This is a genomic window from Acinetobacter sp. NigerLNRRAM0016, assembly GCF_054112845.1.
Genome location: NZ_JBSYVT010000014.1, coordinates 24,046 through 49,748, shown reverse-complemented (window position 1 = coordinate 49,748; position 25,703 = coordinate 24,046). Strand labels below are relative to the sequence as shown.

Annotated in this window: 26 protein-coding genes; 19 read left to right on the top strand and 7 right to left on the bottom strand. The window is 40.7% G+C overall.

Annotated features, from left to right (window positions below; all coding sequences use genetic code 11):
• Positions 1-415: 415 nt before the first annotated feature.
• Genes cydP through ACWQ4X_RS10475 form a run of 5 tightly spaced genes read left to right on the top strand, consistent with a single transcriptional unit; the run spans position 416 to position 3,763 of the window.
• Entirely contained in the window at positions 416-607 is a 192-nt protein-coding gene (gene cydP, locus ACWQ4X_RS10495) for a cytochrome oxidase putative small subunit CydP (protein ID WP_016167794.1), read from the top strand.
• Complete coding sequence (locus ACWQ4X_RS10490) at positions 607-2,193, top strand: cytochrome ubiquinol oxidase subunit I (protein ID WP_100240705.1); 1,587 nt, start codon at positions 607-609, stop codon at positions 2,191-2,193. The genes cydP and ACWQ4X_RS10490 overlap by 1 nt, the downstream gene beginning before the upstream one ends.
• A complete protein-coding gene (cydB, locus tag ACWQ4X_RS10485; RefSeq protein ID WP_100240704.1) occupies positions 2,190-3,335 on the top strand; it encodes a cytochrome d ubiquinol oxidase subunit II in 1,146 nt (381 codons plus the stop codon). The genes ACWQ4X_RS10490 and cydB overlap by 4 nt, the downstream gene beginning before the upstream one ends.
• 23 nt (positions 3,336-3,358) lie before the next feature.
• Positions 3,359-3,460 (top strand): cytochrome bd-I oxidase subunit CydX, encoded by a 102-nt coding sequence (cydX, locus tag ACWQ4X_RS10480; RefSeq protein ID WP_002120988.1) that lies wholly within the window; start codon positions 3,359-3,361, stop codon positions 3,458-3,460.
• 3 nt (positions 3,461-3,463) lie between these two features.
• Positions 3,464-3,763 carry a cyd operon YbgE family protein gene (locus tag ACWQ4X_RS10475; RefSeq protein WP_100240703.1) on the top strand — a complete coding sequence of 100 codons (300 nt, stop codon included), beginning with the start codon at positions 3,464-3,466 and terminating at the stop codon, positions 3,761-3,763.
• Positions 3,764-3,804: 41 nt separating this feature from the next.
• Here ACWQ4X_RS10475 and ACWQ4X_RS10470 read toward each other — a convergent pair whose 3' ends face one another.
• From ACWQ4X_RS10470 to prmB, 3 genes are all read right to left on the bottom strand, one after another.
• Positions 3,805-4,344, bottom strand: a complete 540-nt coding sequence (locus ACWQ4X_RS10470) for a GNAT family N-acetyltransferase (RefSeq protein ID WP_457903600.1) — start codon at positions 4,342-4,344, stop codon at positions 3,805-3,807.
• Positions 4,345-4,520: 176 nt separating this feature from the next.
• The gene (aroC, locus tag ACWQ4X_RS10465) at positions 4,521-5,615 is read right to left on the bottom strand and encodes a chorismate synthase (protein ID WP_457903599.1); all 1,095 of its coding nucleotides are present in this window, start codon (positions 5,613-5,615) and stop codon (positions 4,521-4,523) included.
• Between the two features lie 12 nt (positions 5,616-5,627).
• Positions 5,628-6,638, bottom strand: a complete 1,011-nt coding sequence (gene prmB, locus ACWQ4X_RS10460) for a 50S ribosomal protein L3 N(5)-glutamine methyltransferase (protein WP_457903598.1) — start codon at positions 6,636-6,638, stop codon at positions 5,628-5,630.
• Between the two features lie 282 nt (positions 6,639-6,920).
• Here prmB and ACWQ4X_RS10455 point away from each other — a divergent pair, with 282 nt between their 5' ends.
• The 5 genes from ACWQ4X_RS10455 (at position 6,921) to ACWQ4X_RS10435 (ending at position 12,060) form a co-directional block, all read left to right on the top strand.
• On the top strand, positions 6,921-7,223 hold the full coding sequence (locus ACWQ4X_RS10455; RefSeq protein WP_142768847.1) for a hypothetical protein: 303 nt from the start codon (positions 6,921-6,923) through the stop codon (positions 7,221-7,223).
• 147 nt (positions 7,224-7,370) lie between these two features.
• Entirely contained in the window at positions 7,371-8,744 is a 1,374-nt protein-coding gene (locus tag ACWQ4X_RS10450; RefSeq protein WP_100240698.1) for an ABC1 kinase family protein, read from the top strand.
• 232 nt (positions 8,745-8,976) lie between these two features.
• Entirely contained in the window at positions 8,977-10,263 is a 1,287-nt protein-coding gene (locus ACWQ4X_RS10445) for an acyl-CoA dehydrogenase family protein (protein ID WP_457903631.1), read from the top strand.
• A gap of 26 nt (positions 10,264-10,289) precedes the next feature.
• A complete protein-coding gene (locus tag ACWQ4X_RS10440; RefSeq protein WP_457903597.1) occupies positions 10,290-11,489 on the top strand; it encodes an acyl-CoA dehydrogenase family protein in 1,200 nt (399 codons plus the stop codon).
• An 85-nt stretch (positions 11,490-11,574) separates the two neighbouring features.
• A complete protein-coding gene (locus ACWQ4X_RS10435) occupies positions 11,575-12,060 on the top strand; it encodes a GNAT family N-acetyltransferase (protein WP_457903596.1) in 486 nt (161 codons plus the stop codon).
• A 75-nt stretch (positions 12,061-12,135) separates the two neighbouring features.
• On the opposite strand, the gene ACWQ4X_RS10430 is transcribed toward ACWQ4X_RS10435, so the two are convergent.
• Positions 12,136-13,353, bottom strand: coding sequence for an alkane 1-monooxygenase (locus ACWQ4X_RS10430; protein WP_457903595.1), 1,218 nt, complete (start codon positions 13,351-13,353; stop codon positions 12,136-12,138).
• A gap of 187 nt (positions 13,354-13,540) precedes the next feature.
• Here ACWQ4X_RS10430 and ACWQ4X_RS10425 point away from each other — a divergent pair, with 187 nt between their 5' ends.
• Positions 13,541-14,464 (top strand): AraC family transcriptional regulator, encoded by a 924-nt coding sequence (locus tag ACWQ4X_RS10425; RefSeq protein WP_457903594.1) that lies wholly within the window; start codon positions 13,541-13,543, stop codon positions 14,462-14,464.
• A 16-nt stretch (positions 14,465-14,480) separates the two neighbouring features.
• Here the strand turns inward: ACWQ4X_RS10425 and lpxB are convergent, their stop codons facing one another.
• Entirely contained in the window at positions 14,481-15,650 is a 1,170-nt protein-coding gene (gene lpxB, locus ACWQ4X_RS10420) for a lipid-A-disaccharide synthase (protein WP_457903593.1), read from the bottom strand.
• Between the two features lie 220 nt (positions 15,651-15,870).
• Here lpxB and ACWQ4X_RS10415 point away from each other — a divergent pair, with 220 nt between their 5' ends.
• The 7 genes from ACWQ4X_RS10415 to ACWQ4X_RS10385 all read left to right on the top strand — a co-directional run bounded on the left by ACWQ4X_RS10415 (position 15,871) and on the right by ACWQ4X_RS10385 (position 23,078).
• Positions 15,871-18,042 (top strand): TonB-dependent siderophore receptor, encoded by a 2,172-nt coding sequence (locus ACWQ4X_RS10415; RefSeq protein WP_457903592.1) that lies wholly within the window; start codon positions 15,871-15,873, stop codon positions 18,040-18,042.
• A 63-nt stretch (positions 18,043-18,105) separates the two neighbouring features.
• Positions 18,106-18,399, top strand: a complete 294-nt coding sequence (locus tag ACWQ4X_RS10410) for a hypothetical protein (RefSeq protein WP_457903591.1) — start codon at positions 18,106-18,108, stop codon at positions 18,397-18,399.
• Positions 18,400-18,402: 3 nt separating this feature from the next.
• Positions 18,403-19,959 carry a PepSY-associated TM helix domain-containing protein gene (locus ACWQ4X_RS10405; protein WP_457903590.1) on the top strand — a complete coding sequence of 519 codons (1,557 nt, stop codon included), beginning with the start codon at positions 18,403-18,405 and terminating at the stop codon, positions 19,957-19,959.
• Complete coding sequence (locus ACWQ4X_RS10400) at positions 19,956-20,258, top strand: DUF1634 domain-containing protein (protein WP_457903589.1); 303 nt, start codon at positions 19,956-19,958, stop codon at positions 20,256-20,258. Before ACWQ4X_RS10405 ends, ACWQ4X_RS10400 begins: the two co-directional genes overlap by 4 nt.
• A 126-nt stretch (positions 20,259-20,384) precedes the next feature.
• Positions 20,385-21,275 (top strand): sulfite exporter TauE/SafE family protein, encoded by an 891-nt coding sequence (locus ACWQ4X_RS10395; protein ID WP_457903588.1) that lies wholly within the window; start codon positions 20,385-20,387, stop codon positions 21,273-21,275.
• 126 nt (positions 21,276-21,401) lie between these two features.
• Positions 21,402-22,493, top strand: coding sequence for a 3-deoxy-7-phosphoheptulonate synthase (locus ACWQ4X_RS10390; RefSeq protein ID WP_142768860.1), 1,092 nt, complete (start codon positions 21,402-21,404; stop codon positions 22,491-22,493).
• A gap of 60 nt (positions 22,494-22,553) precedes the next feature.
• Complete coding sequence (locus ACWQ4X_RS10385; protein ID WP_457903587.1) at positions 22,554-23,078, top strand: protein tyrosine phosphatase family protein; 525 nt, start codon at positions 22,554-22,556, stop codon at positions 23,076-23,078.
• On the opposite strand, the gene ispF is transcribed toward ACWQ4X_RS10385, so the two are convergent.
• On the bottom strand, positions 23,066-23,557 hold the full coding sequence (gene ispF / locus ACWQ4X_RS10380) for a 2-C-methyl-D-erythritol 2,4-cyclodiphosphate synthase (protein WP_100240687.1): 492 nt from the start codon (positions 23,555-23,557) through the stop codon (positions 23,066-23,068). The genes ACWQ4X_RS10385 and ispF overlap by 13 nt on opposite strands.
• A 101-nt stretch (positions 23,558-23,658) precedes the next feature.
• Here ispF and ACWQ4X_RS10375 point away from each other — a divergent pair, with 101 nt between their 5' ends.
• Positions 23,659-24,309 (top strand): A1S_1983 family putative colistin resistance protein, encoded by a 651-nt coding sequence (locus tag ACWQ4X_RS10375; protein WP_457903586.1) that lies wholly within the window; start codon positions 23,659-23,661, stop codon positions 24,307-24,309.
• A 67-nt stretch (positions 24,310-24,376) separates the two neighbouring features.
• On the opposite strand, the gene ACWQ4X_RS10370 is transcribed toward ACWQ4X_RS10375, so the two are convergent.
• Entirely contained in the window at positions 24,377-25,621 is a 1,245-nt protein-coding gene (locus ACWQ4X_RS10370; RefSeq protein ID WP_457903585.1) for a D-amino acid dehydrogenase, read from the bottom strand.
• Positions 25,622-25,703: the final 82 nt, after the last annotated feature.

Sequence of the window (25,703 nt, the reverse complement as noted above, 5' to 3'; positions counted from 1 at the left end):
CTGATTTCTCAGCAGTGATATAAAAATTTACAAATAAGCCTTCCCTACCTCAATCAATCATGTGTATATTTATTAATCAATAATAAATAACAAGAGAATCAAAAAATCAGCAAAATTTAAATCCGATCTTTATGCTCCAGTTTACTTATTGGTCTATTTTTAAATAGACTAAAACACTTGGTTTTATATTTTTTAAATATAAGTATTTTTGTCGGATTTTATTTTATTTAAATATAAGTGTTTTAGTCAGGTTTATTTAATGAAAAACTTAGAATAAAAAACATCATTTTTGATTATAACTTATTGTTTTAAATACACTTAATAATATATTTTTATTTTAAGTGTATTCCCTATTTATTTTTTGTATAAATTTGTTTAATAATACACAGTAAGTTTCAAAAACAGGCTTATTCGTATGAGCTTAGTTCCAAAAGATTTTAACCAACGTCTAGTTCGTGAAATAACGATCATATTAATAATTAAGGTCGTTATCTTACTCACGATTAAACATATCTGGTTTGATGCACCGACTATTCCCAAAAACTTTGACAATCAAGTTGCTGAGCGTATTGCTGGCAGTCCTTCCCAAATCAAGGAGACACGTTGATGATTTCTGAAAGCGTGGTCGATCTTTCGCGGTTCCAATTTGCAATGACCGCGATGTATCACTTTATTTTTGTTCCACTTACTCTTGGTCTGGCTTTTATTCTTGCCATTATGGAAACGACGTACGTCATTTCTGGCAAAGAAATTTATAAAGACATGACTAAATTCTGGGGGAAACTCTTCGGTATTAACTTCGCACTCGGGGTGACTACTGGTTTGACCATGGAATTCCAGTTCGGTACAAACTGGGCATACTATTCGCACTATGTGGGTGATATTTTTGGTGCACCACTGGCGATTGAAGGCTTAATGGCTTTCTTCCTTGAATCAACCTTTATTGGTTTATTCTTTTTCGGCTGGGACAGACTCTCCAAAGTACAACATTTAGCTGTGACATGGCTGGTTGCACTGGGTTCAAATATGTCCGCCCTCTGGATTCTAGTTGCAAACGGCTGGATGCAAAATCCTGTCGGTTCCAAATTTAACTACGAAACCATGCGTATGGAATTGGTAGATTTCGGCGCGTTGATTTTCAACCCTGTTGCCCAAGTTAAATTTGTACACACCGTTTCTGCAGGTTATGTGACTGGCGCTATCTTTGTATTAGCCATCTCGAGTTATTACCTACTGAAAAAACGTGATGTGCCATTTGCTCGCCGTTCTTTTGCCATTGCTGCAATCTTCGGCTTGGCATCAACACTCTCTGTTATTTTACTCGGTGATGAATCTGGCTACGAGTTAGGTGATGTTCAAAAAACCAAACTTGCTGCAATTGAAGCAGAATGGGATACACACCCTGCACCAGCACCATTTACTTTGTTCGGTATTCCAAACAAAGAAACCATGACCACTGACTATGCAATTAAAGTTCCATATGTCATGGGGATCATTGCAACACGTTCTACAACGAAAGAAGTAACAGGTATTAAAGACCTTTTAGTTCAACATGAAGAACGTATTCGTAATGGTATGGTTGCATACTCTCAACTTGAGAAACTTCGTGCAGGTGACACATCTCCTGAACTGAAAGCAGCTTTTGAACATACGCAAAAAGATTTAGGCTACGGTCTACTCTTGAAAAAATACACACCAAACGTTGTAGATGCTTCTGAAGATCAAATCAAATCTGCAGCTTTAGACACTATTCCGCATGTACCAAGTTTATTCTGGGCATTCCGTGCAATGGTGGCTTCTGGTTTCTTAATGTTATTGCTGTTCGTTTTGGCAACGTTTGCTGTGGCTAAACGTAATGCTGAAAACAAACCTTGGTTACTTAAATTCGCATTATTTGCTTTACCGCTTCCTTGGATTGCAGCACAAACAGGCTGGTATGTAGCTGAAGTAGGACGTCAACCTTGGACAATTGGCGAAGTATTACCAACTCACTTGTCTGCTTCTACACTTTCAACTGCTGACATTTGGGGTTCTATCACAGCATTGGCCGTGTTCTACACCGTACTTCTGATTATTGAAATGTACTTGATGATTAAGTTCTCTCGCCTTGGTCCAAGTGCACTCCATACTGGCAAATATCACTTCGAAAAAAATGCTGCTCAAGATAACTCTGTTGGGGAGGCTCAATCATGATCGAATATGAACTTCTCAAAATTATTTGGTGGGTGTTGGTTGGTGTCTTACTGATTGGCTTTGCCCTCACCGATGGTTTCGATATGGGCTCAATGGCAATCATGCCATTCGTAGGCAAGAATGATGAAGAACGTCGCGCAGCAATCAATACGATTGCTCCGCACTGGGATGGTAACCAAGTCTGGTTTATTACCGCTGGTGGTGCATTATTTGCTGCATGGCCAATGGTTTATGCAACCGCCTTCTCAGGGATGTACTGGGCGCTGTTACTGGTCTTATTTGCCTTATTCTTACGACCAGTAGGCTTCGACTACCGATCTAAACTAGAAAACACCAAATGGCGTACGTCTTGGGACTGGGGTCTATGTGTCGGTGGTGCCGTCCCTGCGTTGGTCTTCGGTGTGGCTTTTGGCAATATGTTCTTGGGCGTACCGTTTACTTTAGATGAAACTGTTCGTTCAACTTATACAGGCAGCTTCTTTGCCCTACTTAACCCATTTGCTTTAGTGTGCGGTATTGTAAGTTTATCCATGCTTTGTGCCCATGGCGGTGCATGGCTCATGCTTCGTACTGATGGTGATTTAAGAAAGCGTTCTGCGAAAGCAACACAGTTAATGGGCATTGTATTCCTCGTCTGCTTCCTAGCAGCAGGTGCATGGTTATACTTCGGTGGTATTCAGGGTTATACCTTAGTAACTCCGTTTGATACCAACGGTGTAGCCAATCCTTTAGCAAAAGAAGTACTGACCAATGCTAACCCTGGTTGGATGAATAACTACAGCACTTATCCAATTACAATTGTTGCGCCAGTTCTTGCGATTTTAGGTGCTCTGATTGTGATTCTCGCTGCAGGTCAAAATAAAGCAGGCTTATCATTCCTTGGAACTTCTTGCTCAATTATTGGTGCAATCTTAACTGCTGGTTTCGCGTTATTCCCATTCCTTATGCCTTCAAGCATCAACCCTGTTGCAAGCTTAACCATGTGGGATGCGGTATCTAGCCAAACTACACTGACTGTAATGACTGTTGCTGCATGTATTTTTGTACCAATTATCTTGGGTTATACCACTTGGTGTTACTACAAGATGTGGGGCGTTATTACCAAGAAACATATTCAAGAGAATTCACATAGCCTTTACTAAGGCAATGCTTAGGAGAATAAATTATGTGGTATTTTGCATGGATTCTCGGTATTTTGATGGCATGCTTTGCTGGTGTACTCAGTGCCCTGTATATCGAACATCATCAAGATTTAGATGAGGAATAAACCATGACAGAAGTAGCAATGACAACAGAACAGCCGAAAAAACCAAATAAACTGGTCATGGCAGTGTCCTTTTTGTTGGCATTGCCTCTGGCTGCAGTTTTGCTGGTTCATCCAAGTGCAATGCTGGATGCCAACGGTGAGTATAGTCACCGTGCCATGATGTTTATCATGATTGGCATCTCAGGCGGTTTTATTTATGGCGTCGGCTTTATTCCACGCTTCTGGCTCTGGAAGTGGCTATTCAGCCCTTTCATTGCTTGGCCCCTGATGCTATGGGGATATTACACTTGGTTCCTCGCCTAACTAAAAAGCCCTCTTGATGAGGGCTTTTTTAATATCATTGCTTATCGAATGGTTTTAAGCATGTGTTGTAACTCGATCAGTCTTAATGGCTGACCCACATTCGCTTCTATAGGATATGGAATTTTAAGTTCAGTGAGCTGATAACCCCGACGCTGATAAAAGGCAACTAACTCAGTGCGTACATCCAATACATACATGACATATGCTTCAAGATTCGGCTGAATCAAAAGTGCCTGTTCTTCTGCAAAAGAAAGTATGGTTTTACCAATTCCCGTATTTTGCAAACTCGGGTCTACACTAAAAGTTCCAATTTCAACTTCATTAAGATTAAAACTCAAACCGATACACGCCACGATTGCTGAGCTTGAGTGTTCATTATTCATTTCGGCAACATACATATGGAAGTCTTGATTCGCGAATGCCTGTCGCAATTGCTGTTCATCAATTCTTAAGCCTGCAACAAGCGCAGCCTCATTGGTCCAGCTTCGAGCTATTTGTTCACGATAAGCCCGATTAATTAAATCCAGTAATTGTGAAATATCATCTATTGATGCTTTACGGAAAGTCAATTCTGATGTCATGCATACCCTCTGTTATATTTCTATTTTATTAAAATGAGTCTGCTCAATTTTATTCGACAAATATTATTTTGAATGAATGTAGTCACTTAAAATTAAAAATGATAATAACGACTCTGCTTAGGCTATTTTAATAAGCCAATAAAAAACCAGCTCTTCAGAACTGGTTTTTTTCAATCTTATTTTGGTTCAATCGGTGCAAATGGCGCGATCACATCGGCATTTTGTGCACGATGACGCATAAAATGATCCATCAACACAATTGCAAACATCGCCTCTGCAATTGGTGTAGCGCGTACACCAACACATGGATCATGACGACCTTTGGTCAGTACATCTGTGTTTTCACGATCGATATTAATGGTCTTACCTGGTGTCGTAATACTTGCAGTCGGTTTGAGTGCAATAGCAACACGAATGGTTTGACCACTAGAAATACCACCTAAAATACCACCAGCATGATTTGCCAAGAAACCATCCGTAGTCAACTCATCACGCGTTTCATGACCGAACTGTTCCGCAACTGCAAAACCATCGCCAATTTCTACGCCTTTTACGGCATTAATGGACATCATGGCATGTGCAATGTCGGCATCTAAACGGTCAAAAACTGGCTCGCCCCAACCTACTGGCACGTTCTCAGCCAAAATTTCCAATTTAGCACCGCAACTGGTACCTTGTTCACGCAATGAAGTAACTAAGGCTTCAAAACGTGGCACTGCATCGACATCCCCACAGAAAAATGGGTTATTCGGAACTTCATTCCAATCTAACTTTTCTGCTTTTTCAGTACCAATTTGGGTGACGTGACCACGAATCAAAATACCGAATTTTTCCGCTAGATATTTCTTTGCAATGGCACCTGCAGCTACACGCATTGCGGTTTCACGCGCACTTGAACGCCCGCCACCACGATAGTCACGGAAGCCATACTTTTGTGTGTAGGTATAATCCGCATGACCCGGACGGAAAGTCTGCGCAATATTGCCATAATCCTTCGATTTTTGGTCTGTATTGCGAATTAACAAACCGATTGGCGTACCCGTAGTTTTGCCTTCAAAAACCCCTGAAATAATTTCAACTTCATCTGGTTCTTTACGCTGGGTTGCGAACTTTGAAGTCCCAGGTTTACGGCGATCTAAATCTTTTTGTAAATCTTCTGCTGAAAGCTCAAGTCCTGACGGTACACCATCCACAATCGCCATCAAGCCTACACCATGAGATTCACCACAGGTCGTTACACGGAAGAGTTGTCCAATACTATTACCTGCCATGTTCACGACTCCTTATGCTTGAACAGATTGAATGAATAAATCACGGAATTGACGGCATTGTGCAGCTGTTAAAGCAAAGATGCCTGAACCACCTTTTTGGAATTTCAACCAGTGGAAATCAATGGTATTAAAGTTTTGTTTCATTGCCCATTCAGAATTACCCACTTCAATGACAATCAAACCATCTTCAGTTAAGTAGTCTGCCGCCTGAGCCAGCATTTTACGAACTAAATCTAAACCATCTTGACCCGCAGCCAACGCCAATTCTGGCTCATGACGGAATTCATCTGGCAAGTCAGCCATATCTTCCGCATCGACATACGGCGGATTGGATACGATTAAGTCGTACTGGTTTTCAGCTGGAATTTTTGAGAATAAATCTGACTCTAACAAGGCAACTTGATATTGCTTATCGTGATGTTCAGCATTAATTGAAGCAACTTCTAATGCTTCTTTTGAAATATCGGTAGCATCTACTTCCGAATCTGGGAATGCATAAGCCAACGCAATTGCGATACAACCTGAACCCGTACACATATCTAAAATACGTTGCGGTGTTTTAGGCTGTGTATTAGCAGGAAGATTATTGTCCGCTGCACGCATTTCACCATTTTCATCTAAACAGTACGGTGCAAAACGGTTTTCAATCAATTCAGCAATTGGCGAACGTGGAATAAGTACACGCTCATCGACATAAAATGGCTTATTAAAGAAGTAGGCCAAGTTCAATAGATATGAGGTTGGAACTTTTTCATTGATACGGCGTTCAAGCAACTGAAGAAATTCAGCTTTTTCACTGGCCAATAATTTTGCATCTAGAATTTCTGAGTCTGCATTCCAGTCCAATGACAAAGTCTGTAACACCAACGCTGAACTTTCAGCAAAAAAGTCTTCTGTACCTTGACCTAAATGTGCATCGTATTGACGTAATGCTGTCACCCCAAAACGGATAAAATCACGGATCGTGGTAAGCGTTTCAGCGGCTTCCTGTAAATGTTCAGGGCTAATAGTCGGTCGATCCACTTAAGGCGTCTCCAAAGTTCAGAATCATAAAAACGGCTTATGATACCTTGTTTTGCCTGATTTTATAATGCTTAACTTTGTTTCTCCTGTATTTCATTCCATTTTTCAGTCACATGCAATTGAATACAAATTTTCTGGTCCGCATTCCACTCAACGGATTAGATCTAGATAGACCAAACTCAAATATATAGATACAAAACATCCACCATTCTCTAAAAAAGCAACTTGAAACTGACATGTTCGCATCTTATATATAAGGCATTATTTACTCTTCTTCTCGCTATGAGTTACAAACATAACAACCTGATGGCTATGCGCCAGAATTATTGGAATAACGAATCTTCAGAGATTCAATCCGAAAAGTTATTTTTAATACAGCAATTATCTGAACAACACATCTACAGCAACCCGACCCTAGACGACGCAAAATATTTATTTTTTTGTTTGCCTAGTATTGTCATTGTCAAAGGTTATGCACACGGCTTTAGCCATAGCAGTGTCCACGCCATGATTACGGACTACATACAAAGCCATAAAGTACAACTGTCCAACAAGGAAACTCTGAAAATTAAATTTCATATGTAAACCGCATCTTCTGATTTGTACATAATTTTCATGTAGAACCAAAAAAACGGTGTCATTCAGCAAGTTAAACTTTTTTAATACGTGAAGACACGTTAATATCCGTTACAATTAACTTTTCTGTGAATTGCTGATTAAGGATTGCATTGAATGTCAGATCAGAACGATAAGCTCAAACAACTTAAAACCTCCTCTATGGATCGTCGCTTATCTATCGCTAAAGCATCCTTACTGGCTGGTACACGTTGGGCAGCCTCCAATGCGACGTCAATGTTTTCTAGCGAAGCTGAAAAAGAAAAAAAACGTAAGCAAGCCATGAAAGAACAGGCCAACTATCTTGTGGCCGAGATTGGCAAGCTCAAAGGCTCAATTGTGAAAATTGGGCAAATGATGGCGCTGTATGGCGAACATTTTCTCCCTGAGGAAATTACCCAAGCACTCAATACTTTAAACAACCAAACTGTTGCACTGGCTTGGCCTGCAATTAAGCAGCACCTAGAACAACAGTTGGGCGATAAGCTGCATGAACTGACCATTGATCATGAGCCTTTAGGCACGGCTTCCCTCGCGCAAGTGCACCGCGCTACACGTAAGTCTGATGGTTTAGAACTGGTCCTGAAAATTCAATACCCTGGCGTTGCAGATGCGATTGACTCAGACATGAGCCTGTTTAAAAACATGCTAAAACTGACGCGTATGGTCCCGCAAACCCGTGAATTTGATCAGTGGTTTGAAGAAGTTCGCGACATGATGCACCGTGAAGTGAATTATGACATTGAAGCTGCAACTACGCGTCGTTTTGCTGAGCGTTTAAAAGATGACCCACGTTATATCGTGCCAGAAATTGTAGATGAGTTCTGTACCGACCAGATTCTTTGCATGACCTTCGAACGTGGTGTGCCAATTAACAGCCCAGTCATGCTTTCTTTACCACAAACCCGTCGTAATCTGCTGGGTGAAGCCTCTTTAGAAATTGCCGTTCGTGAGATTTTTGAATGGGGCGAAATGCAGACAGATCCGAACTTTGGTAACTACTTGGTTCGTTTGGGTGATGGTGAGCAGCAACCTGATCAAATCGTACTGCTAGACTTCGGTGCAATTCGTCAATTTGACCAGCACCTGTTAAAAGTGGCACGAAATCTCATTCATGCAGGCTATCAGCATGATCCGCAGTCCATGGTTAATGCCATGACTGGTTATGAATTCTTCGACTCTATTCCGCAAAGTATCAAACCTGATATGGCTAAAGTCTTTTTACTGGCAACTGAAGCATTTAGCTGTCCTGCGAACAACAAAGAATTGCCTGCTGGCGTCATGGACGAGCAATACCGCTATGACTGGAAAAAAAGCCAATTACATAGTCGCGTCATGCAGCAAGCGTCTAAATCAATGGCTTCACGTTATTTCAGTGTACCGCCTAAAGAATTTATGTTTATTAGTCGTAAATTTATTGGTGCCTATACCTTCATGACCGTGATTGACGCTAAAACCAATGTCCGTGACATGATTAAAACTTTCATTTAAATGACTCAGACTAGAATGGCACAATTGTCATTCTAGTCAATTCCCTATCTTTTTTACTAAAATCCAATTTTAAAATATTTATATAAATTAAATAATTATTACAATTTTACCACACCAATTACCGTTTATCTTTGACAATTCAACATGTCAACAATGACATAGTTTTTTAGATTGCGCCATGTCAGCATAAAAATAGCAATAAAGCTCATATGGAACGAAAATAATGACAAATATGGTCAATAAGGCACAAGGACTAGGCTTATCACTGATTACAAAAATTGCAGGCAGCGATGTGCTTGATCAGCTCAAGCTCAGAAAATTTGTGGAAAAATCTTTATATCAGGGTTCTAAAACCAGTTTTAAAACCTTAAATAAAACCCAAAAACTGTTTAAAGCAACGGATGTACATCCAAAGCAACGCTTACCCAATCAAAGCAAATCATTATTTGATCTGAGTTTAACTGAAGAACAACAGATGACTTGCGATGCCATGCGTCAATTTGCAACCGAAGTTCTCTACCCGCTTGCCCATCAAGCCGATCATGACGAACAATTTCCTCAGGCACTGTGGCAACACTTAAATGACCTAGGACTCAACTATTACGCCCTACCCGAATCTTTTGGCGGTGTAGCCAGTGAAAAAGACATCATCAGCCATATTTTGATTGCAGAGCACTTAGCCCAAGGTGATTTCAGCCTAACCGCAGGAATGCTTTCGACCTTTAGTGTGATTAATGCCATTACCCAATGGGGTTCCGAGCCAGTTCAGGACCAGTATTTATCTGCTTTTGCTGCAGACAGTGATATTCGTGCCAGTTTTGCGGTACAGGAAAATACGCCTGCATTTAATCCCATGCAGCTTAAAACCAAAGCCCAGCTCATAAATGGTCTATACCTTTTAAATGGTGAAAAAACACTGGTGATGCTTGGCGAAACTGCGGATCTATTTCTGGTTAGTGCTGAGTTTCAAGGTCGACCCGATGTATTTGTGGTTAAACGTGATTCTTCAATTACAGCGCAAACAAGTCCTGCCATGGGCTTAAAAGCCACAGAAACTATGACTTTACAATTTCAAAATACGCCTGCAGAACGTCTAAGCGATGAAGACTTTAACTACAGTGCTTTCCTAGACTTGGGAAATCTTATGTGGTGTGCCATGGCTGTAGGCACCTGTGAAGCGGTTAAAGCCTATTGTATTCGCTATGCCAATGATCGGACGGCTTTTGGTGAACCGATTTCACATCGTCAAAGCGTAGCATTCATGATTGCAGACATGGCGATAGAAATTGATGCCATGCGGATGTTGATACTGAATGCTGCAAGTTTGGCGGAAGCAGGTCAACCCTTTCACCGTGAAGCTTATCTAGCACGCCTACTATGTGCTGAAAAATCCATGAAAATAGGCACAGACGGTGTGCAAATTCTGGGTGGTCATGGTTTTACCAAAGAACATCCCGTAGAACGTTGGTATCGTGATTTGCGTGCTACCGCCATCTTACATTCAGGCTTACATGCTTAAAACAATAAAATAAAGGTCTATTTCCCATGAATTTACAGAATCCTAAAAAATTTAAAATCCTGCTCGATCAAGCCCATGAAGTTGCACTAAATGTACTGCGCCCCATCTCGCGTAAATACGACAAAGCCGAACATGCCTATCCGAAAGAACTGGACATGCTGGCTTCATTACTGGATGGCACGAATGATGGCGGTGAAGGCATAAATGCAGGTGCTGCGGTGGGTAAACGCGGCACGCAGGACAAGCACAATAAAAATGGCGTGAATATGTCGACGGCATTAGGTATTGTGGAAATGTGTTATGGCGACACTGGACTACTGCTATCTATGCCACGCCAAGGGCTGGGTAATTCTGCCATTGCAGCAGTTGCCAATGATGAACAATTAGCGCGTTTCCAAGGAACTTGGGCTGCCATGGCAATTACCGAACCCAATTGTGGCTCGGATTCTGCAGCTATTCGCACTACCGCCACTCAAGATGGTGATGACTATATTCTGAATGGTGAAAAAATCTTTGTCACTTCTGGCGAACGTGCAGATTCTGTTGTGGTCTGGGCAACGCTTGATAAAAAACTTGGTCGAGCTGCAATTAAGTCTTTTGTCGTACCCAAAGGTACAGCAGGTATGACCGTGGAACGATTAGAGCATAAACTTGGCATTAAAGCCTCTGATACAGCGGTAATCCGTTTTGATCAATGCCGAGTTCCTGCGAAAAACCTGTTAGGTCATGCAGAGATTGATGTTGCCAAAGGCTTTGCGGGCGTGATGGAAACCTTTGACAATACACGCCCCTTGGTTGCTGCAATGGCGATAGGTTGTGCCAAAGCTTCACTGGAACGTATCAAGGAAATCTTTCACCTAGAGCTGGATTCAAACTATGCAACTCCATATTTACAGTGTTCTAACCTTGCCGCGCAAATTTATAAAATGGAAGCAGAATGGGAAGCCGCGCGGTTACTCATGTTAAAAGCAACATGGATGGCAGACAACAAAAAGCCAAACTCTAAAGAGGCTTCGATTGCCAAAGCTAAAGCTGGACGCGTTGGCAACGACATCACCTTAAAATGTGTCGAGTTAGCAGCTTCGGTGGGCTATAACGAGACTGAACTATTAGAAAAATGGGCGCGTGATTCTAAAATTCTCGATATTTTTGAAGGTACACAGCAAATCCAGCAACTGATTATTGCCCGACGTGAATTAGGCAAAAGTTCGAGTGAACTAAAATAACGATGATATTACCTTTATAAAACTGCCTTACAAACGATGGATTATTTGCTATAACAATCCATCGTTTAAAAGCTTAGTTCTACTCATGTTTCAGATCCGCTCCCTCCAAGAAAAAGACAATGCTGCAATTGCCCGAATCATCCGTGAAGTATCTAAAGAGTTTGGACTCGCATCAGAATCTGGCTTTGCCGTTGCTGATCCTATCCTAGATAATTTATCTCAGGTCTATCATCAACCAAATGCACACTATTGGGTTATTGCAAATGAACAAGGTGAAATTTTAGGTGGCGGCGGGCTGTCACCGCTTATGGGTGATACAGAAACTCTCGAAATTCAAAAAATGTATTTTCTACCTGAAATTCGAGGTTTAGGCTTTGCCAAACAAATTTTAGAGCAATCTTTTGCGTTCAGTTTAGCGCAAGGCTACCGCTCATGTTATTTGGAAACTACTGCATCGCTATGGCAGGCGGTCAAACTTTATGAAAAGTTAGGCTTTCAATATTTAGCAGAACCCAAAGGTCACACAGGTCATAGCCATGCCTGTGAAATTTGGATGGAGAAAATCCTCTAAAAAACCAAGAAAAAGACATCAATTCAGAGTAATTGATGTCATCTATTGGGATGTTTTTATAATTGCATTCAACTGTTATGTACTGAGCAACTTGTCGAGTACACCAAATTTTTTAAAGATTTTTGCTCTACGTTTAGGGTGAATATTAGCTTTATTCAAGTCACCGTCATAATGTTGAAATACCCGTTTATCCATCATTTTGAACCATAACGGCGGAATCATTGCAGGTAAAAGCATGCTGGCATACCCACTTGGTAGCTCGGGCGCTTCATCAAAATGTCGTAGTGCTTGGAAAGGTCGTGTTGGGAAAGCATGATGATCTGAATGTCGCTGCAATTGATATAAAAACAAATTGGTCACAATGTTATTGTTATTCCAGCTATGCTCGGGCATGGTTCGCTCATACTTGCCATTCTCATCTTTCTGACGTAGTAAACCATAATGTTCAATATAGTTAATAATCTCGAACAAGCTAATGCCATATAAAGATTGCGTAAGTAAATAGGGGGTAATGCCCGCACCAAACATCTTGATCATGCTGGCATGAAACGTGGCACTCATACCCCAGCCTTGTAGTAACTCATTATCTACAGACCAGAATGTTTTACCTTTACGTTTCAAACGATTACTTTCAATTTCAATTGCGGATTTAAAAGAACCAATCACCGTTCTAGGTAAAAATTCATAAAAGGTTTCGCCCATTCGTGAGGATGCTGGATCTTCTGGGGTTGCTGCACGTTTATGATGCCCATAGGGATGCTCAATGCGAAAATGGTTATAACCAGTGGGCACTAGCGCCAAATGCGACAAGATATGATCGATACGATTCGACTTGTGACTTAACTCATGGGCAGTATTTACCGCAATGCCATTAATAGCCCCCATGGAAATGCCTAACAGGACTTTATCGAGCAAAGAAGTTTGTTGTCGTCCAACCAAGTAGCAGGCATAAATATTGGCTGCGTATTGCAGTGGAATAAAGGTTTTTACTAAACGTGCATAGTATGGATCTTGCTCCAGTAACTTTACATCTTCAGCCGTCGGATTATTCTGGTCATGACCAATCAGGGCATCAATTGCTGGAATAATCACGTGCAGTAATATCGGTCCACCGAGTGCAAATGCTTTTTTCAATGGTCGTGGCGCAAACTGATAGCCTGCTAAAATTCCCATGCCAATAACAGGTAAAGCTGGGCTAATTGCCCACAAATAACGCTTTTTGTCTAAAGTTAACCCTGTTTTTACTGGAGTATTCATTAGTTCTGATTCTGTCAATTTTACTGTTGCATTCATTTGCAAAGCTTTCCTTCTTTTCTTGTTATGTATATATTTTCTGAAAGTGCCCTTGAGCGAAAGTTGCAAACGTCCATAAAAACTATGTAATCGTCTTTGGCTTAATTTGATAAACAATGTCCTATAAACACATATTACAAATTCTGAATACTTGTATATTTCAACCGATGAGACAGAACGAAAAAGCATGGATGCTCTAAGTAAAATTTTTGATGATATTCATCTGAACAAATCAGAATACCTGTATTTAAAAGCACGCGGCGACTGGTGTTTTCATTATGAAGATCAGAGTGCCATGGTGGCTTATGCGATGGTTTCAGGGCATGCGCTGATTCAACTGGATGCCACTACGCAAGTACATGTCCGTGCAGGAGATCTGGTGTTAATTCCTTCTGGTCGCAGTCACAGTGCCGCGAATACCCCAAGCCCTTTGGTCGACACCTTAAATATTACCCATCGTTTTGATGAAACAGGAGAAAAAAGTATTGAATTTGGCGCGGGTGAAGGTAAACAAACCGTCATCTTGGCCATTCGCTGTCATATGGATAGCATCATGGCGCGTCCCCTGTTAAATGCACTCCCCCAATCGATTCATTTGCATCAGATGAATGGTCAAACCATTCCTGAATGGCTACAAATCGGTTTGCAGTTTCTTGCCGTAGAAACCCTACAAGTCCAACCTGGACGTGACAAAATCCTCGATCATCTGGTCAGTATTTTTTTTATTGAATGTGTCCGTGATTATATTTTGCAATTAGGCGATAGCAACAACTGGTTATCTGCGCTATCCCATCCTGAATTGTCCAATGCCTTAGCTGCCATTCATGGGCAACCGCAACATGCATGGACAGTGGAAACACTGGCAGAACAATGCTGTATGTCTCGTTCTAAATTCGCGCAACTATTTAGTCAAATGGTGGGTGAACCACCACTGGCGTATTTGCAGCAACATCGTTTACGCATTGCATCGCAGTATTTAAGGCAAGGACAATATACCGTTCAGCAGATTGCCCATTTGGTGGGTTATGCGTCTGAAACGGCGTTCAGTCAAACCTTTAAAAAGCAATTTGACCTGACACCGAGTCAATATCGACAACAATTTATGCAATAGAAAAATACGCTACCCATTACACCAGACTTAAAATGGCCTGCACAGGATCTTCACTATTGCCAGAAAGAAGCTGTTTATGCATGGTAATGTGCTGCATCACCTGAATTTGAGATACTTCAATGTTCATCAATTTCTCAATTTCATGGGCTAAATTTTCAGGTGTCGCATCATTCTGAATCAGTTCCTGAATCACTTTTTTGCCCGCAATAATGTTGGGTAAAGAGTAATAAGGGATCTTGATCAGCAGCTTGGCAATAAAATAAGTTAAAGAATTCAGCTTATAGAAGGTCACCATCGGGCGATGCAATAACATCGCTTCTAAAGTTGCCGTACCTGAAGCCAAAGCCACAATATTGGCGGCATTCATGACCTGACGACCAATTTTCGATTCAGTATCAGTATTTTCCAGCAAATGAACTTTCGCGCGGAAACGATCCGAATAATGTTGCAGTAAATGTTCGATTTGCTTTTTACGCGCATCATTAATGGCTGGAATAAGAAACTCATAGTCTGGGTGTTTTTGACTTAAAATTTCACCTGCTTGTAATACCAGAGGTCCTAAGCGCTCGACTTCACCACGACGACTGCCAGGCAATAAAGCAATATGTTTTTGATTCGTCGTTAACCCAAGTTCTTGCTTGGCTGCAACCAAATCATTTTTTAACGGCAATTGACTCGCCAGCGGATGCCCCACAAAAGCCGCAGGCACATCGAATTTTTTATAGAATGCTTTTTCGAATGGAAATAAACACAGGACCAAATCAATACTCGCCTTAATGCCATGGACGCGCCCCTGTCTCCAAGCCCAGACTGAAGGACTGACATATTGCACGGTTTTAATAGGTAACTGTTTTTGCTTTAAACTTTTCGAGAGGCGCAAATTAAAGTCTGGTGCATCAATACCAATAAAGACATCAACAGGCTGTTTAGTCCATCGTTCAACCAGTCCATCACGCACTGCGAACAATTTTTTAATATCTTTTAAAACTTCAACAATCCCCATGACCGATAAAATATCCATCGGATAGTAGCTTTGGAAGCCTTCCGCAATCATTTGAGGACCACCAATCCCTTCAAACTCGGCATCAATTCCTTGCTCACGAAAACTGCGGATTAATTTGGCACCTAAAGTATCACCAGAAACCTCACCGACAACGATGCCTATTTTTAGTTTTTTGTTGTTCAAGACTTCATGCTCTGTTCAAAGTTAAACATCTGAATATTCTAGCATAGGCAGGGCTTTTGAAATATTTAGGATACTTCCAAAGCTCAAAACTACGCCACTTTCTAAATCTAATTTAGCCATGAAGTCTTTTTAATTCATCTAGATTTACAATAGTTACACAATTGAACATAATTAAAATTAAAAATAAAATTAATGCGAATCATTTACATTATCACTCATTATGTCAAAAACTCCCGCGCTCTTTAAGTATTCCCTACTTGCTCTTACCATCGCTCATATCAATCTCAGTTTTGCCGAAGATGATGTTGCAACCCTCTCTACCATTCAGTTACAAGCAGATGAAACAGGTAATCAAAGCTCTGAGAAAACCAAGGCATATAACGTTAAAAAAAGCAGTAGTGCGACCAAACTGAATATTGATGCGCAGGAAACGCCACAGACTGTGAATGTAGTAACACGTCAGCAAATGGATGATTTTGATTTAAATTCTACGCGCGAGGTATTGAAAAATACACCGGGGGTTACGGTGCTTAACCAAGAAACGGAACGTACAACCTACATGGCTCGAGGTTTTGAAATATCAAATATCCTTACAGATAGTGTTGGCTACCCGCTTTCTAATTGGAATTACAATAATACCAATCCTGATACGTTCTTTTACGATCGAGTTGAAGTAATCAAAGGCGCCGATGCCCTTTCCAATGCCTTTGGTGACCCTAGCGCGACAATTAACAATATTCGTAAACGCCCAACCAAAGAGTTTCAAGCAAATGCAGGAATTAGCTATGGTTCATGGGATACCGAACGCTATGAAGCAGATGTGTCTGGTGCGCTGACTTCCGATGGGCGTGTTCGCGGTCGTTTAATGGGCTATGAGCAAACTGGTGACTCATATTTAGATCGGTATACTTCTGAAAAAAATGGTTTTGCAGGAGTTATTGAAGCCGATCTGACTGACACGACCTTGTTAACTGTTGGTTATAGCCAAAATCAGAATAAACCTAATGCAAACAACTGGGGAGCGTTACCATTACTTGGAGCAAATGGTCAACAGCTTGTTTACGATCAAAAATACAATCCTAATCCTGACTGGGCACATTGGGACAATACTGCTCAGAATGCTTTTGTAGAGTTAAAACAAAAACTGGGCGATAAATGGGCAGCCAAACTGACCTATAACTACAACGATTTAGAACATAATAGTCGCCTGCTCTATTATTATGGCAATCCACAAGCCGATGGTTCAGGTGTCTCTCTAACAGCTTGGGGCGGTAAAGAACATTTACGTCAACATCTTGCAGACTTAAATTTTGAAGGAAGTTACGACTTATTTAATCGAAAACACGAAGCCACTTTCGGATATAGCCGCATTCAATCTGAACAGAATGATCAGCAATCTAGTGGCTTTATTAATGACAGCAATATCAATAATGTGACTGAAATCTATGGGGGAATTCCTTATACAAAACAACTCACAACCAATTGGGCAAGCTGGACACCCAAATCAGTCACTTGGTCTGCATTTTCTGATGCAGCCGACTATAAACAAAACATCAACTCTTACTATGCTGCCACGCGTTTACATCTTAGTAATGATTTAAAACTTATTTTAGGTGGTAACTATGTTGAAGCCAGCAGTAAAGGCATCAGTTATGGTTCAGCGATGAACTATGATGAAAGTAAGTTATCTCCTTATGCAGGATTAACTTATAACTTCACACCAGAATACACAGGTTATATGAGCTATACCTCGATCTTCAGACCACAAACAGGGATTGAAGAAACCTCGAAGCAAGCACTCAAACCCGTTGAAGGTGAGAGCTACGAAGCCGGTTTTAAAAGCTCATGGTTAGATAATAAATTAACAGGAACTCTTGCGGTATTTAGAACGGATCAAAATAATTACCCACTGCGCAGCTCAGATGGTAATCCACTTAATCGAACAGTACAAACCAGCGACTTACGTTCTCAAGGGGTAGAAGTTGGTTTGTCAGGTCAATTAACCGATAACATCAATATGGCATTCGGTTACACCCAATTTAGTCTGAAAGATTTGAAGAATGGTGGTGCAGCTCGAACGTATAATCCAAATCAAACCATTAATTTATTGGCAACGTATACAGTATCTGCTTTACCTAAATTAAAAGTTGGCGCTGGCTTTCAATGGCAAGACAATATTAAACTCTATGACTCAAATTTAAACAGCACCATCACTCAAGATGATTATGCGCTAATCAACTTGATGGCAAGCTATGAAGTCAACAAACATGTGAGCTTACAAGTCAACGGTAATAATATTACCGATAAAAAGTACTTAAATAGCTTCCCAGATGGACAAGCATTTTATGGTGAGCCAGCAAACTATACGATGTCTGTGAAATTTAAATATTAATGCACGCGCCAAGTCTGAATACTCAGGCTTGGCTTTTCTATATTTTCCTTAACGGTCAAATTTATGAGTAAAGCGCAATCCATTACTTCTACCTATCGCCTGCAAGTGCTTTATCGCTTTGTTGTCGCTTTTGTCATGGGTTTTATTTGTGCCGCACTACTTAGCCTAGACTTAACTTATTTGCTAAATCATCAGCTAGCTAAAGCTGAAGCCATCTATTTGGCTGCTTTTATCAGCCTGATCTTCTATGCTGGCTATGTCATCACAAGTTTCTGTATTCAATCATTGCTTCGAATGACCTTAATAAGTTGCGGAATATTTGGCTGTGTATTTTTACTTTTTCTAGGAATGCGTTAATTCATGCATAAAAGTATTCGACAATCGATGGCATGGTTGCACTCTTGGACAGGCTTACTGCTAGGTTGGGTGATTTTTGCCATTTTCCTGATGGGAACAGCTTCCTATTATCGCCATGAAGTGAATTTATGGATGCAGCCTCAACTGACTCAATACGATATTCAACAACAGACTGCCATTCAATCTGCTACGACTTATTTGCAAACCCATACTGCGGATGCAAAATCTTGGTTTATTGGCATCGCCACGCCTGAATCGCCTGTGAATACCATTTACTGGCAAAAAGCAGATGGTAGTTATGAAAGTAAAACGCTGGATGCGAATTCTGGACAAGAACTCAGTCTTTCAGCAACAGAAGGCGGTGATTTTTTCTATCGTTTTCATTATCAGCTGTTTGGTTTGCCTGTGAATATTGGGCGACTTGCGGTCTGCTTTGCTGCTTTTATCATGTTGATTGCTCTGATTTCAGGCATTATCACCCATAAAAAGATTTTCACAGATTTTTTTACGTTAAGAACCTTTAAATCACAACGGTCTTGGCTCGATTTTCATAATGTAAGCTCAGTGATTGCACTCCCGTTTTTCTTAATGATTACCTTTACGGGGCTAGCCATTTTTTTCTATTTATATTTTCCATGGGGCATGAAAACACTTTATCCAGATAATCCCTATCAATACTTTACCGAAATTAGAACACAGGCGATTCAGCAAAATACGACTCCTGTCGCTCAAACCGACTTGAGCATGGCGCAATTACTGCACACTGTTGAACAGCAATGGGGACAACAACCACTCCGCTCAATCACTGTACAAAATCCGAATAGCAATCAATCACTTTATACCTTTACTCAATTACAAGACTCTACAATTACAGGCAATCAACCGCAGATCACTCTCACTGGAACAGATGCTGCAATTATTCAAAACACACGTAATGACAGTGCAATTGCAACTTTAAATTTTGGTGTGTATGGCTTGCATATGGCGACCTTTGCACAGCCTGCTTTACGCCTTGCCTTCTTTTTCTCAGGCTTGCTTGGCTGTTGCATGATTGCCTCTGGCTTATTACTGTGGAGCCTGAAACGCCAATTACAAAATAAATCAGGTCAGTTCCATTTGGGACATTATCTGGTTGATCGTTTCAACATTGCAACTTTTGTCGGTCTACCTACGGCAATGCTGGTTTACCTAATGACCAATCGCATTGTAACGATGACTTCAGACACACCCAATTATGAAATTTATGCGTTTTTTAGCACTTGGGGCTTAAGCCTTGTAATTGCACTGTGTACACCTAAACAATGGCTGTGGCGCTCACAACTTGCAGGTTTATGCTTCGTTGCGAGCAGTCTGGTGATTTATGATTTCATTTATCTGCTACAGCATCACTATATCTATGACTTCTATAGCTATTGGTCATTTTTAAGAATTGACCTGTTTATTCTACTTCTCGCAATCTTTGCCTATTTCATTTTTAGGAATATTCATCCAATCCAGCTCAAGGCAACACAAAAGCTAAGAAAAAAAGTTTCTACTGCTCATGAGGTGAATGCATCATGATGATCATCTTTGGCATGACATGTATTCTGCTTGGGATGTGGTGTTTACATTTACTCAGTAGCAAACAGATTGACAAAACCAAGCAATCCCAATGGCACTTCTTGACGCATTACCCCCAATATAGCAGCAGCATCGCCTATATTCTTTTTCTTATTGCAGCTGCAATTTTTATAAAAAAATTCGGGATTTCAATTGGTTTCATTAGTTGGTGGTTATTCGCCAGTCCTGTTATTTTATTTTTAATACTATTAATGAATGATTTAAAGCAGAAAGATAAACCCCAAAAGCATCGTTTTTAATGTTTCGACTCATCCTAAGCTTAAAAGCTTTAGCGTTTTTTTGCATAAGCAAATCATTTATCAAGACAAACACTTATCTCAAAAAGTCATAACATATGCGTGGTTTATCATATTTGGCTTCTATTCATGTTTGGTTCTGTTGAATATATTCTTGCAGGTGTTTTAGTTGGGTTCTGTGTAGGCATTACAGGTGTAGGTGGTGGTTCTCTGATGACCCCTATTCTGATTAGCCTGTTCAAGATTGAACCTCACATCGCCATCGGAACCGACCTTCTCTATGCATCAATCTCCAAATTTTGTGGTTCGATGGTGCATGCAAAAAAAATGAATATTGTTTGGCCCATTGTGATTTGGCTCGCTGTCGGCAGTATTCCTGCTTCTTTTGCCACGCATTGGGTTCTTGAGAATTATCTCAGCCAATCTGCAAGCTACAAATCCGTACTCACCATGGTGCTAGGCTTTATGCTAACCCTGACTGGTGTCTCTATTATCTTCCGCGGACATATTGAACGCTTTTTCAATAAATTCCGTAAAGATGAACAGTTAGACATGAGTGAAGATTTGGAAAAAGTGAATTTCCAAGCCAAAGATAAACGTGCCTATATTATTCTTATGGGGGTGATACTGGGCATCTTTGTGACTTTATCTTCAGTCGGTGCAGGTGCTTTCGGCATTATGGCGCTGGTCATTATGTTCCCGAATTTACCGATGATTCGTATTATCGGTTCAGACGTTGTGCATGCAGTATTGCTGACCTTGGTCGCAGGCCTAGGCCACATGAGCTCAGGTAATGTCGATTTCGCCCTATTGGGTTGGTTATTGGTCGGCTCTATTCCAGCGATTATTGTGGGTACGCTTATTAGTTCACGTCTACCAGAAAAAATTATCCGTAAAATTTTAGGGATCACCTTATTTGCATTGGGTATGAACTTCATGATTCACCCAGTTAAAGCCAAACCTGTACAAAAACCGGCAACGGCTATGGTTTATACTGTTGAAAAATCACACAGTGTTTAATTTATATATGCGAATAATCGGTTTTTTTCACGCTTTTATTGGTCTTTTGTATAGCAAAAGACTGATTAAATCGTGTTATATTCAGGCAACTAAAAAAACTCTTGTATGATCGATCTAGTGACAGCAATGAATACACAACAGCCAACCCCTATTACTCAATCAGACATTGACGACGTAAATGTGAAAAGCATTCAACCTTTAGTAACTCCAGCAGAACTAAAAAAAGAATTGCCATTAACTGAGCATGCCTACCAAACTGTACTTAAAGGTCGCGAAACAATTCGCAATATTTTAGATGGTAAAGATAAGCGTCTGTTTGTCGTAATTGGTCCTTGTTCTATTCATGACGTCGTTGCTGCACACGATTATGCTGATCGCTTAAGAGTCTTGAGCGAAAAAGTTAAAGATACCCTTTATATCGTCATGCGCGTGTATTTTGAAAAACCACGTACGACAGTAGGTTGGAAAGGCTTAATTAACGATCCAGACATGAACGACTCATTCAATATTGAAAAAGGTCTGCGTATTGGTCGTCAATTACTGTTGGAATTGAATGAAAAAGGTTTGCCTTGCGCAACTGAAGCCCTTGATCCTAACTCACCTCAGTATTATCAAGATTTAATTTCTTGGTCTGCGATTGGTGCACGTACCACAGAAAGCCAGACTCACCGTGAAATGTCTTCAGGTCTATCTTCACCTGTAGGCTTCAAAAATGGTACAGATGGTGGCTTAACGGTTGCAACCAATGCGATGCAGTCAGTAAAACATGGTCACAACTTCTTAGGTCTGAATGAACATGGTCAAGTATCTGTCATTCGCACCAGCGGTAACCCATATGCACATGTGGTATTACGTGGCGGTAATGGCAAACCTAACTATGATGCTGGATCAGTTGCAGAAGCTGAAAATGCTTTAGCCAAAGCTAAAGTCAGCACTAAAATCATGATTGACACCAGTCATGCCAACTCAAACAAAGACCCGTTCCTACAACCTCTCGTTCTGAAAAACATTACAGAACAGATTTTGGATGGCAATAAATCAATCGTTGGTATTATGGTTGAAAGCCATTTAAAAGGTGGTCGTCAGGATATCCCTGAAAACCTCGATGATTTAGAATATGGTAAGTCAGTTACAGATGGCTGTATTGACTGGGATACCACTGAAAAAGTATTGCTCGATATGCATGAAGCTTTGAAAGACGTATTACCAAACCGCTAAGCCTTCAAGCGCCATCCTACAGGATGGCGTTTTGTTTTACTGCCAAATAAAGTCACCGTTATGAATCAACTTGAAAACGCCTTAAGTCACATTGACCATTTCCAGTTTATCCATGAACATTTATTTAGTTCAGGGCAACCAACCATTGAACAGTTAAAGCTGATCAAAGAATATGGCATCACGACTGTGATTAACCTTGCTTTGAATGATGCAGACAACCATCTGCCGCATGAAGATCGTGCGTGCTTAGAATTGGGTTTGAATTACATTCACATTCCAATTCTTTGGGATACCCCATCTGATGAGCAATGTATGCTGGTACTGGATATGTTGGATCACTTGGTGCAAGAACAGATGGTTTGGGTACATTGTGCTAAAAACCTGCGCGTCAGCAGCCTGATGTACTTATATCGCCAATATTATATGGATATGGACATTGCCACGGCTCAGGACCTGTTACATACAGTTTGGGAACCCAATGAAACTTGGACGGGCTTGATTCATGCGGTAGCCTTACAACTGCAAGGTCGTAAAGCTACCAAAGAATTACAACAATCGCTTATGAGTGCAGGTCATTTTGCTTGATGACTAATCAACACCGTTGCAGTTGCTAAAATTCCTTCCTGACGGCCAGTAAAACCTAATTTTTCTGTGGTTGTTGCTTTAATACTAATTTGAGTAACATCCACATCTAACACATCGGCGATAGATTGGCGCATTTCTAAATTATGCTTTGCCAGTTTCGGGCGTTCGCAAGCCACGGTCATATCCGCATTATTCAAGACATACCCACGATCCAAAATTAACTGATAAACATGTTTCAACAATACACGGCTATCCGCCCCTTTAAATTCAGGGTCTGTGTCTGGAAAGTGTTGACCAATATCACCCAGTGCCAGTGCACCCAATAAGGCATCACACAGTGCATGCAAAACCACATCTCCATCTGAATGTGCTTTTAAACCATGTGTATGTGGAATTTTCACCCCTGCCAAAGTAACAAATTCGCCTTCTTCAAAAGCGTGAACATCCATTCCCTGACCAATTCGAATATGTGCGACCATTAAATTACGCTCCCTCAGAAATAAATGTTTGAAATCTTGTATTCAGTGTTTCGACTTCGTTATAGTTACACCAGCACAGTGTTGTGAAAGTATAAGTCATCATGTTGTTGAATACAGACATTAAATTCTTTAAAACTATAGCATCTTTCATTGGTCTCGGCTGTATATACAGTAGCCTGAGCTATGCTCAAGAAATTGATTGCAGTGCACCAGACAATTCGGCAATGAAAACGATGTGTTCGAGTGCTTTTGATCAACAACGCCAAAAACTCAAAAATCAATATTTAACCGCTTTTCTGATTAGTGATGCACCTTTACGCCTGTTGGATGACACACACAGTATCTGGCTGAAACGTGTGCAACAATGTAAAACTGAATCTTGTTTTAATCAGCAATTTGAACTACGCACAGATGATTTGAATTTCTATACTTCACTCAATCAGAGTTTGACTCAACATTATTTAAAAGTTGAGCACGGTAAACTGGCGAAGCATCCGATTCACTTACAAGTGCATCAACTCAGCAAAGACAGCATTAAGATTGAAGGTATTGCCTACCGCAACCCAAACAACAAGAAAGACACTCAAACCGTCCCATTCTTAGCGTATACCACACCCGAAAAGAAGCAAAATATTGTAGATAATGAACATGACTGTAAATATCAGTTTGATTTTAACAAAGCGATTTTAACAGTTAAAACCCAGCAAAAAGGCTGTGAGCGTTTCACTGGCGTATATCGTCTTTATGATTAATCCACTCAAATTTTATAGAATAAAAAAGCACAGAAAATTCTGTGCTTTTTTCAATATGGACATTAAGTTAAGCAGGATAAGCCGAAGCAATCTCATGACTAATCATGACTGCTGTAGCCGCTGATAAAGTCCAGCCTAAATGTCCATGTCCTGTATTATAAAATACCCGTTCACGTCGACCACGACGCACTATCGGCATCATATTCGGCATCATTGGACGTAAGCCTGCCCAAGGCACCACATTCTCAGTCGAAATATCAAAATTCTTGTTTGCCCAATCCACCAAGGGTTGAATCCGATCAGCACGAATATCACGGTTATAGCCATTGAACTCTGCCGTACCCGCAATTCTTAAGCGGCTCGCCCCAAGACGCGAAGTCACAATCTTGGCACTTTCATCGAGTAAACTCACCCATGGTGCATGCTGCACACTCTGCTCATCCTCCAGATTGATGGTGATGGAATAACCTTTTACTGGATACACATTCACTTTATCTCGCAGTAAATGCGCCAATTGATAACTACCAACCCCACCACACACCACGACAGCATCGGCTTCAAAATATTCGTTTGCTTGTGCTTCGGCATTCATATTTTCCGTACTGGCTTTACAGACGACGGTCACGCCTTTTTCATGATGCTGTACATCAGTCACTTCTAAGCCAAAACGATATTTCACCCCATATTTTTCAGTGACTTTGGCAAGTCCAATTGTGAATTTATGAATATCACCTGTAGCATCACCTGGACAATAAAAACCACCAAAGTAGTCTCCTGTCAGACTTGGCTCAATCTGTTTGATTTCTTCTGATGTAACCGCATGACGTTCTAAACCACCTGTACGCAGCAACTCATTCACTCGTGTTGCTACTTCATAATCGGCCTGATTATGGTAAAAATGCAAAATCCCGCGTTTTTCCAAATCAAACTGAATCTGCTCTTGCTCAGCAATATCAAAAAGACGTTTACGCGCCATCAGTGCCAATTTCACCGTATCGCGGGTATTTGCCTCATAATGCTTAATATTGCCTAAGAACTCAACCAACCATGCATATTTGTGTACATCAAATGAAGGATTCAAGAGTAGTGGAGCATCTTTGCGTGTCATCCATTTAATGCCTTTTAACACTGTCGATTTTTGGTTCCATACTTCCGCATTACATGCTGAGAGCTGACCACCATTGGCAAAAGAGGTTTCCATTGCAGGATAAAGATGTTTATCAATCACGGTCACATCATAGCCCAATTGAGAAAGTTCATAGGCTGAGGTTACCCCAGTGATTCCAGAGCCAATAACAATAATGTGTGGCATAAAGCACTCCTTCGAAATGCATGCATTCCTTGTGTTATGCCCCATCTGTCATTGGTACCTGAGAGCTTCGGTCATATTGAAT

Excerpts from the sequence above, each read along its gene's own strand:
- ACWQ4X_RS10475 (WP_100240703.1), top strand. The coding sequence starts at position 3,464 with ATGACAGAAGTAGCAATGACAACAGAACAGCCGAAAAAACCAAATAAA.
- ACWQ4X_RS10415 (WP_457903592.1), top strand. The coding sequence starts at position 15,871 with ATGTCAAAAACTCCCGCGCTCTTTAAGTATTCCCTACTTGCTCTTACC.
- ACWQ4X_RS10445 (WP_457903631.1), top strand. The coding sequence starts at position 8,977 with ATGGTCAATAAGGCACAAGGACTAGGCTTATCACTGATTACAAAAATT.
- ACWQ4X_RS10410 (WP_457903591.1), top strand. The coding sequence starts at position 18,106 with ATGAGTAAAGCGCAATCCATTACTTCTACCTATCGCCTGCAAGTGCTT.
- ispF (WP_100240687.1), bottom strand. The coding sequence starts at position 23,557 with ATGGTCGCACATATTCGAATTGGTCAGGGAATGGATGTTCACGCTTTT.
- ACWQ4X_RS10390 (WP_142768860.1), top strand. The coding sequence starts at position 21,402 with ATGAATACACAACAGCCAACCCCTATTACTCAATCAGACATTGACGAC.
- ACWQ4X_RS10450 (WP_100240698.1), top strand. The coding sequence starts at position 7,371 with ATGTCAGATCAGAACGATAAGCTCAAACAACTTAAAACCTCCTCTATG.
- ACWQ4X_RS10470 (WP_457903600.1), bottom strand. The coding sequence starts at position 4,344 with ATGACATCAGAATTGACTTTCCGTAAAGCATCAATAGATGATATTTCA.
- cydB (WP_100240704.1), top strand. The coding sequence starts at position 2,190 with ATGATCGAATATGAACTTCTCAAAATTATTTGGTGGGTGTTGGTTGGT.
- ACWQ4X_RS10430 (WP_457903595.1), bottom strand. The coding sequence starts at position 13,353 with ATGAATGCAACAGTAAAATTGACAGAATCAGAACTAATGAATACTCCA.
- ACWQ4X_RS10425 (WP_457903594.1), top strand. The coding sequence starts at position 13,541 with ATGGATGCTCTAAGTAAAATTTTTGATGATATTCATCTGAACAAATCA.
- ACWQ4X_RS10435 (WP_457903596.1), top strand. The coding sequence starts at position 11,575 with ATGTTTCAGATCCGCTCCCTCCAAGAAAAAGACAATGCTGCAATTGCC.
- ACWQ4X_RS10375 (WP_457903586.1), top strand. The coding sequence starts at position 23,659 with ATGTTGTTGAATACAGACATTAAATTCTTTAAAACTATAGCATCTTTC.
- ACWQ4X_RS10385 (WP_457903587.1), top strand. The coding sequence starts at position 22,554 with ATGAATCAACTTGAAAACGCCTTAAGTCACATTGACCATTTCCAGTTT.
- ACWQ4X_RS10440 (WP_457903597.1), top strand. The coding sequence starts at position 10,290 with ATGAATTTACAGAATCCTAAAAAATTTAAAATCCTGCTCGATCAAGCC.
- cydP (WP_016167794.1), top strand. The coding sequence starts at position 416 with ATGAGCTTAGTTCCAAAAGATTTTAACCAACGTCTAGTTCGTGAAATA.
- ACWQ4X_RS10400 (WP_457903589.1), top strand. The coding sequence starts at position 19,956 with ATGATGATCATCTTTGGCATGACATGTATTCTGCTTGGGATGTGGTGT.
- ACWQ4X_RS10490 (WP_100240705.1), top strand. The coding sequence starts at position 607 with ATGATTTCTGAAAGCGTGGTCGATCTTTCGCGGTTCCAATTTGCAATG.
- ACWQ4X_RS10405 (WP_457903590.1), top strand. The coding sequence starts at position 18,403 with ATGCATAAAAGTATTCGACAATCGATGGCATGGTTGCACTCTTGGACA.
- ACWQ4X_RS10455 (WP_142768847.1), top strand. The coding sequence starts at position 6,921 with ATGAGTTACAAACATAACAACCTGATGGCTATGCGCCAGAATTATTGG.
- cydX (WP_002120988.1), top strand. The coding sequence starts at position 3,359 with ATGTGGTATTTTGCATGGATTCTCGGTATTTTGATGGCATGCTTTGCT.
- ACWQ4X_RS10395 (WP_457903588.1), top strand. The coding sequence starts at position 20,385 with ATGTTTGGTTCTGTTGAATATATTCTTGCAGGTGTTTTAGTTGGGTTC.
- aroC (WP_457903599.1), bottom strand. The coding sequence starts at position 5,615 with ATGGCAGGTAATAGTATTGGACAACTCTTCCGTGTAACGACCTGTGGT.
- ACWQ4X_RS10370 (WP_457903585.1), bottom strand. The coding sequence starts at position 25,621 with ATGCCACACATTATTGTTATTGGCTCTGGAATCACTGGGGTAACCTCA.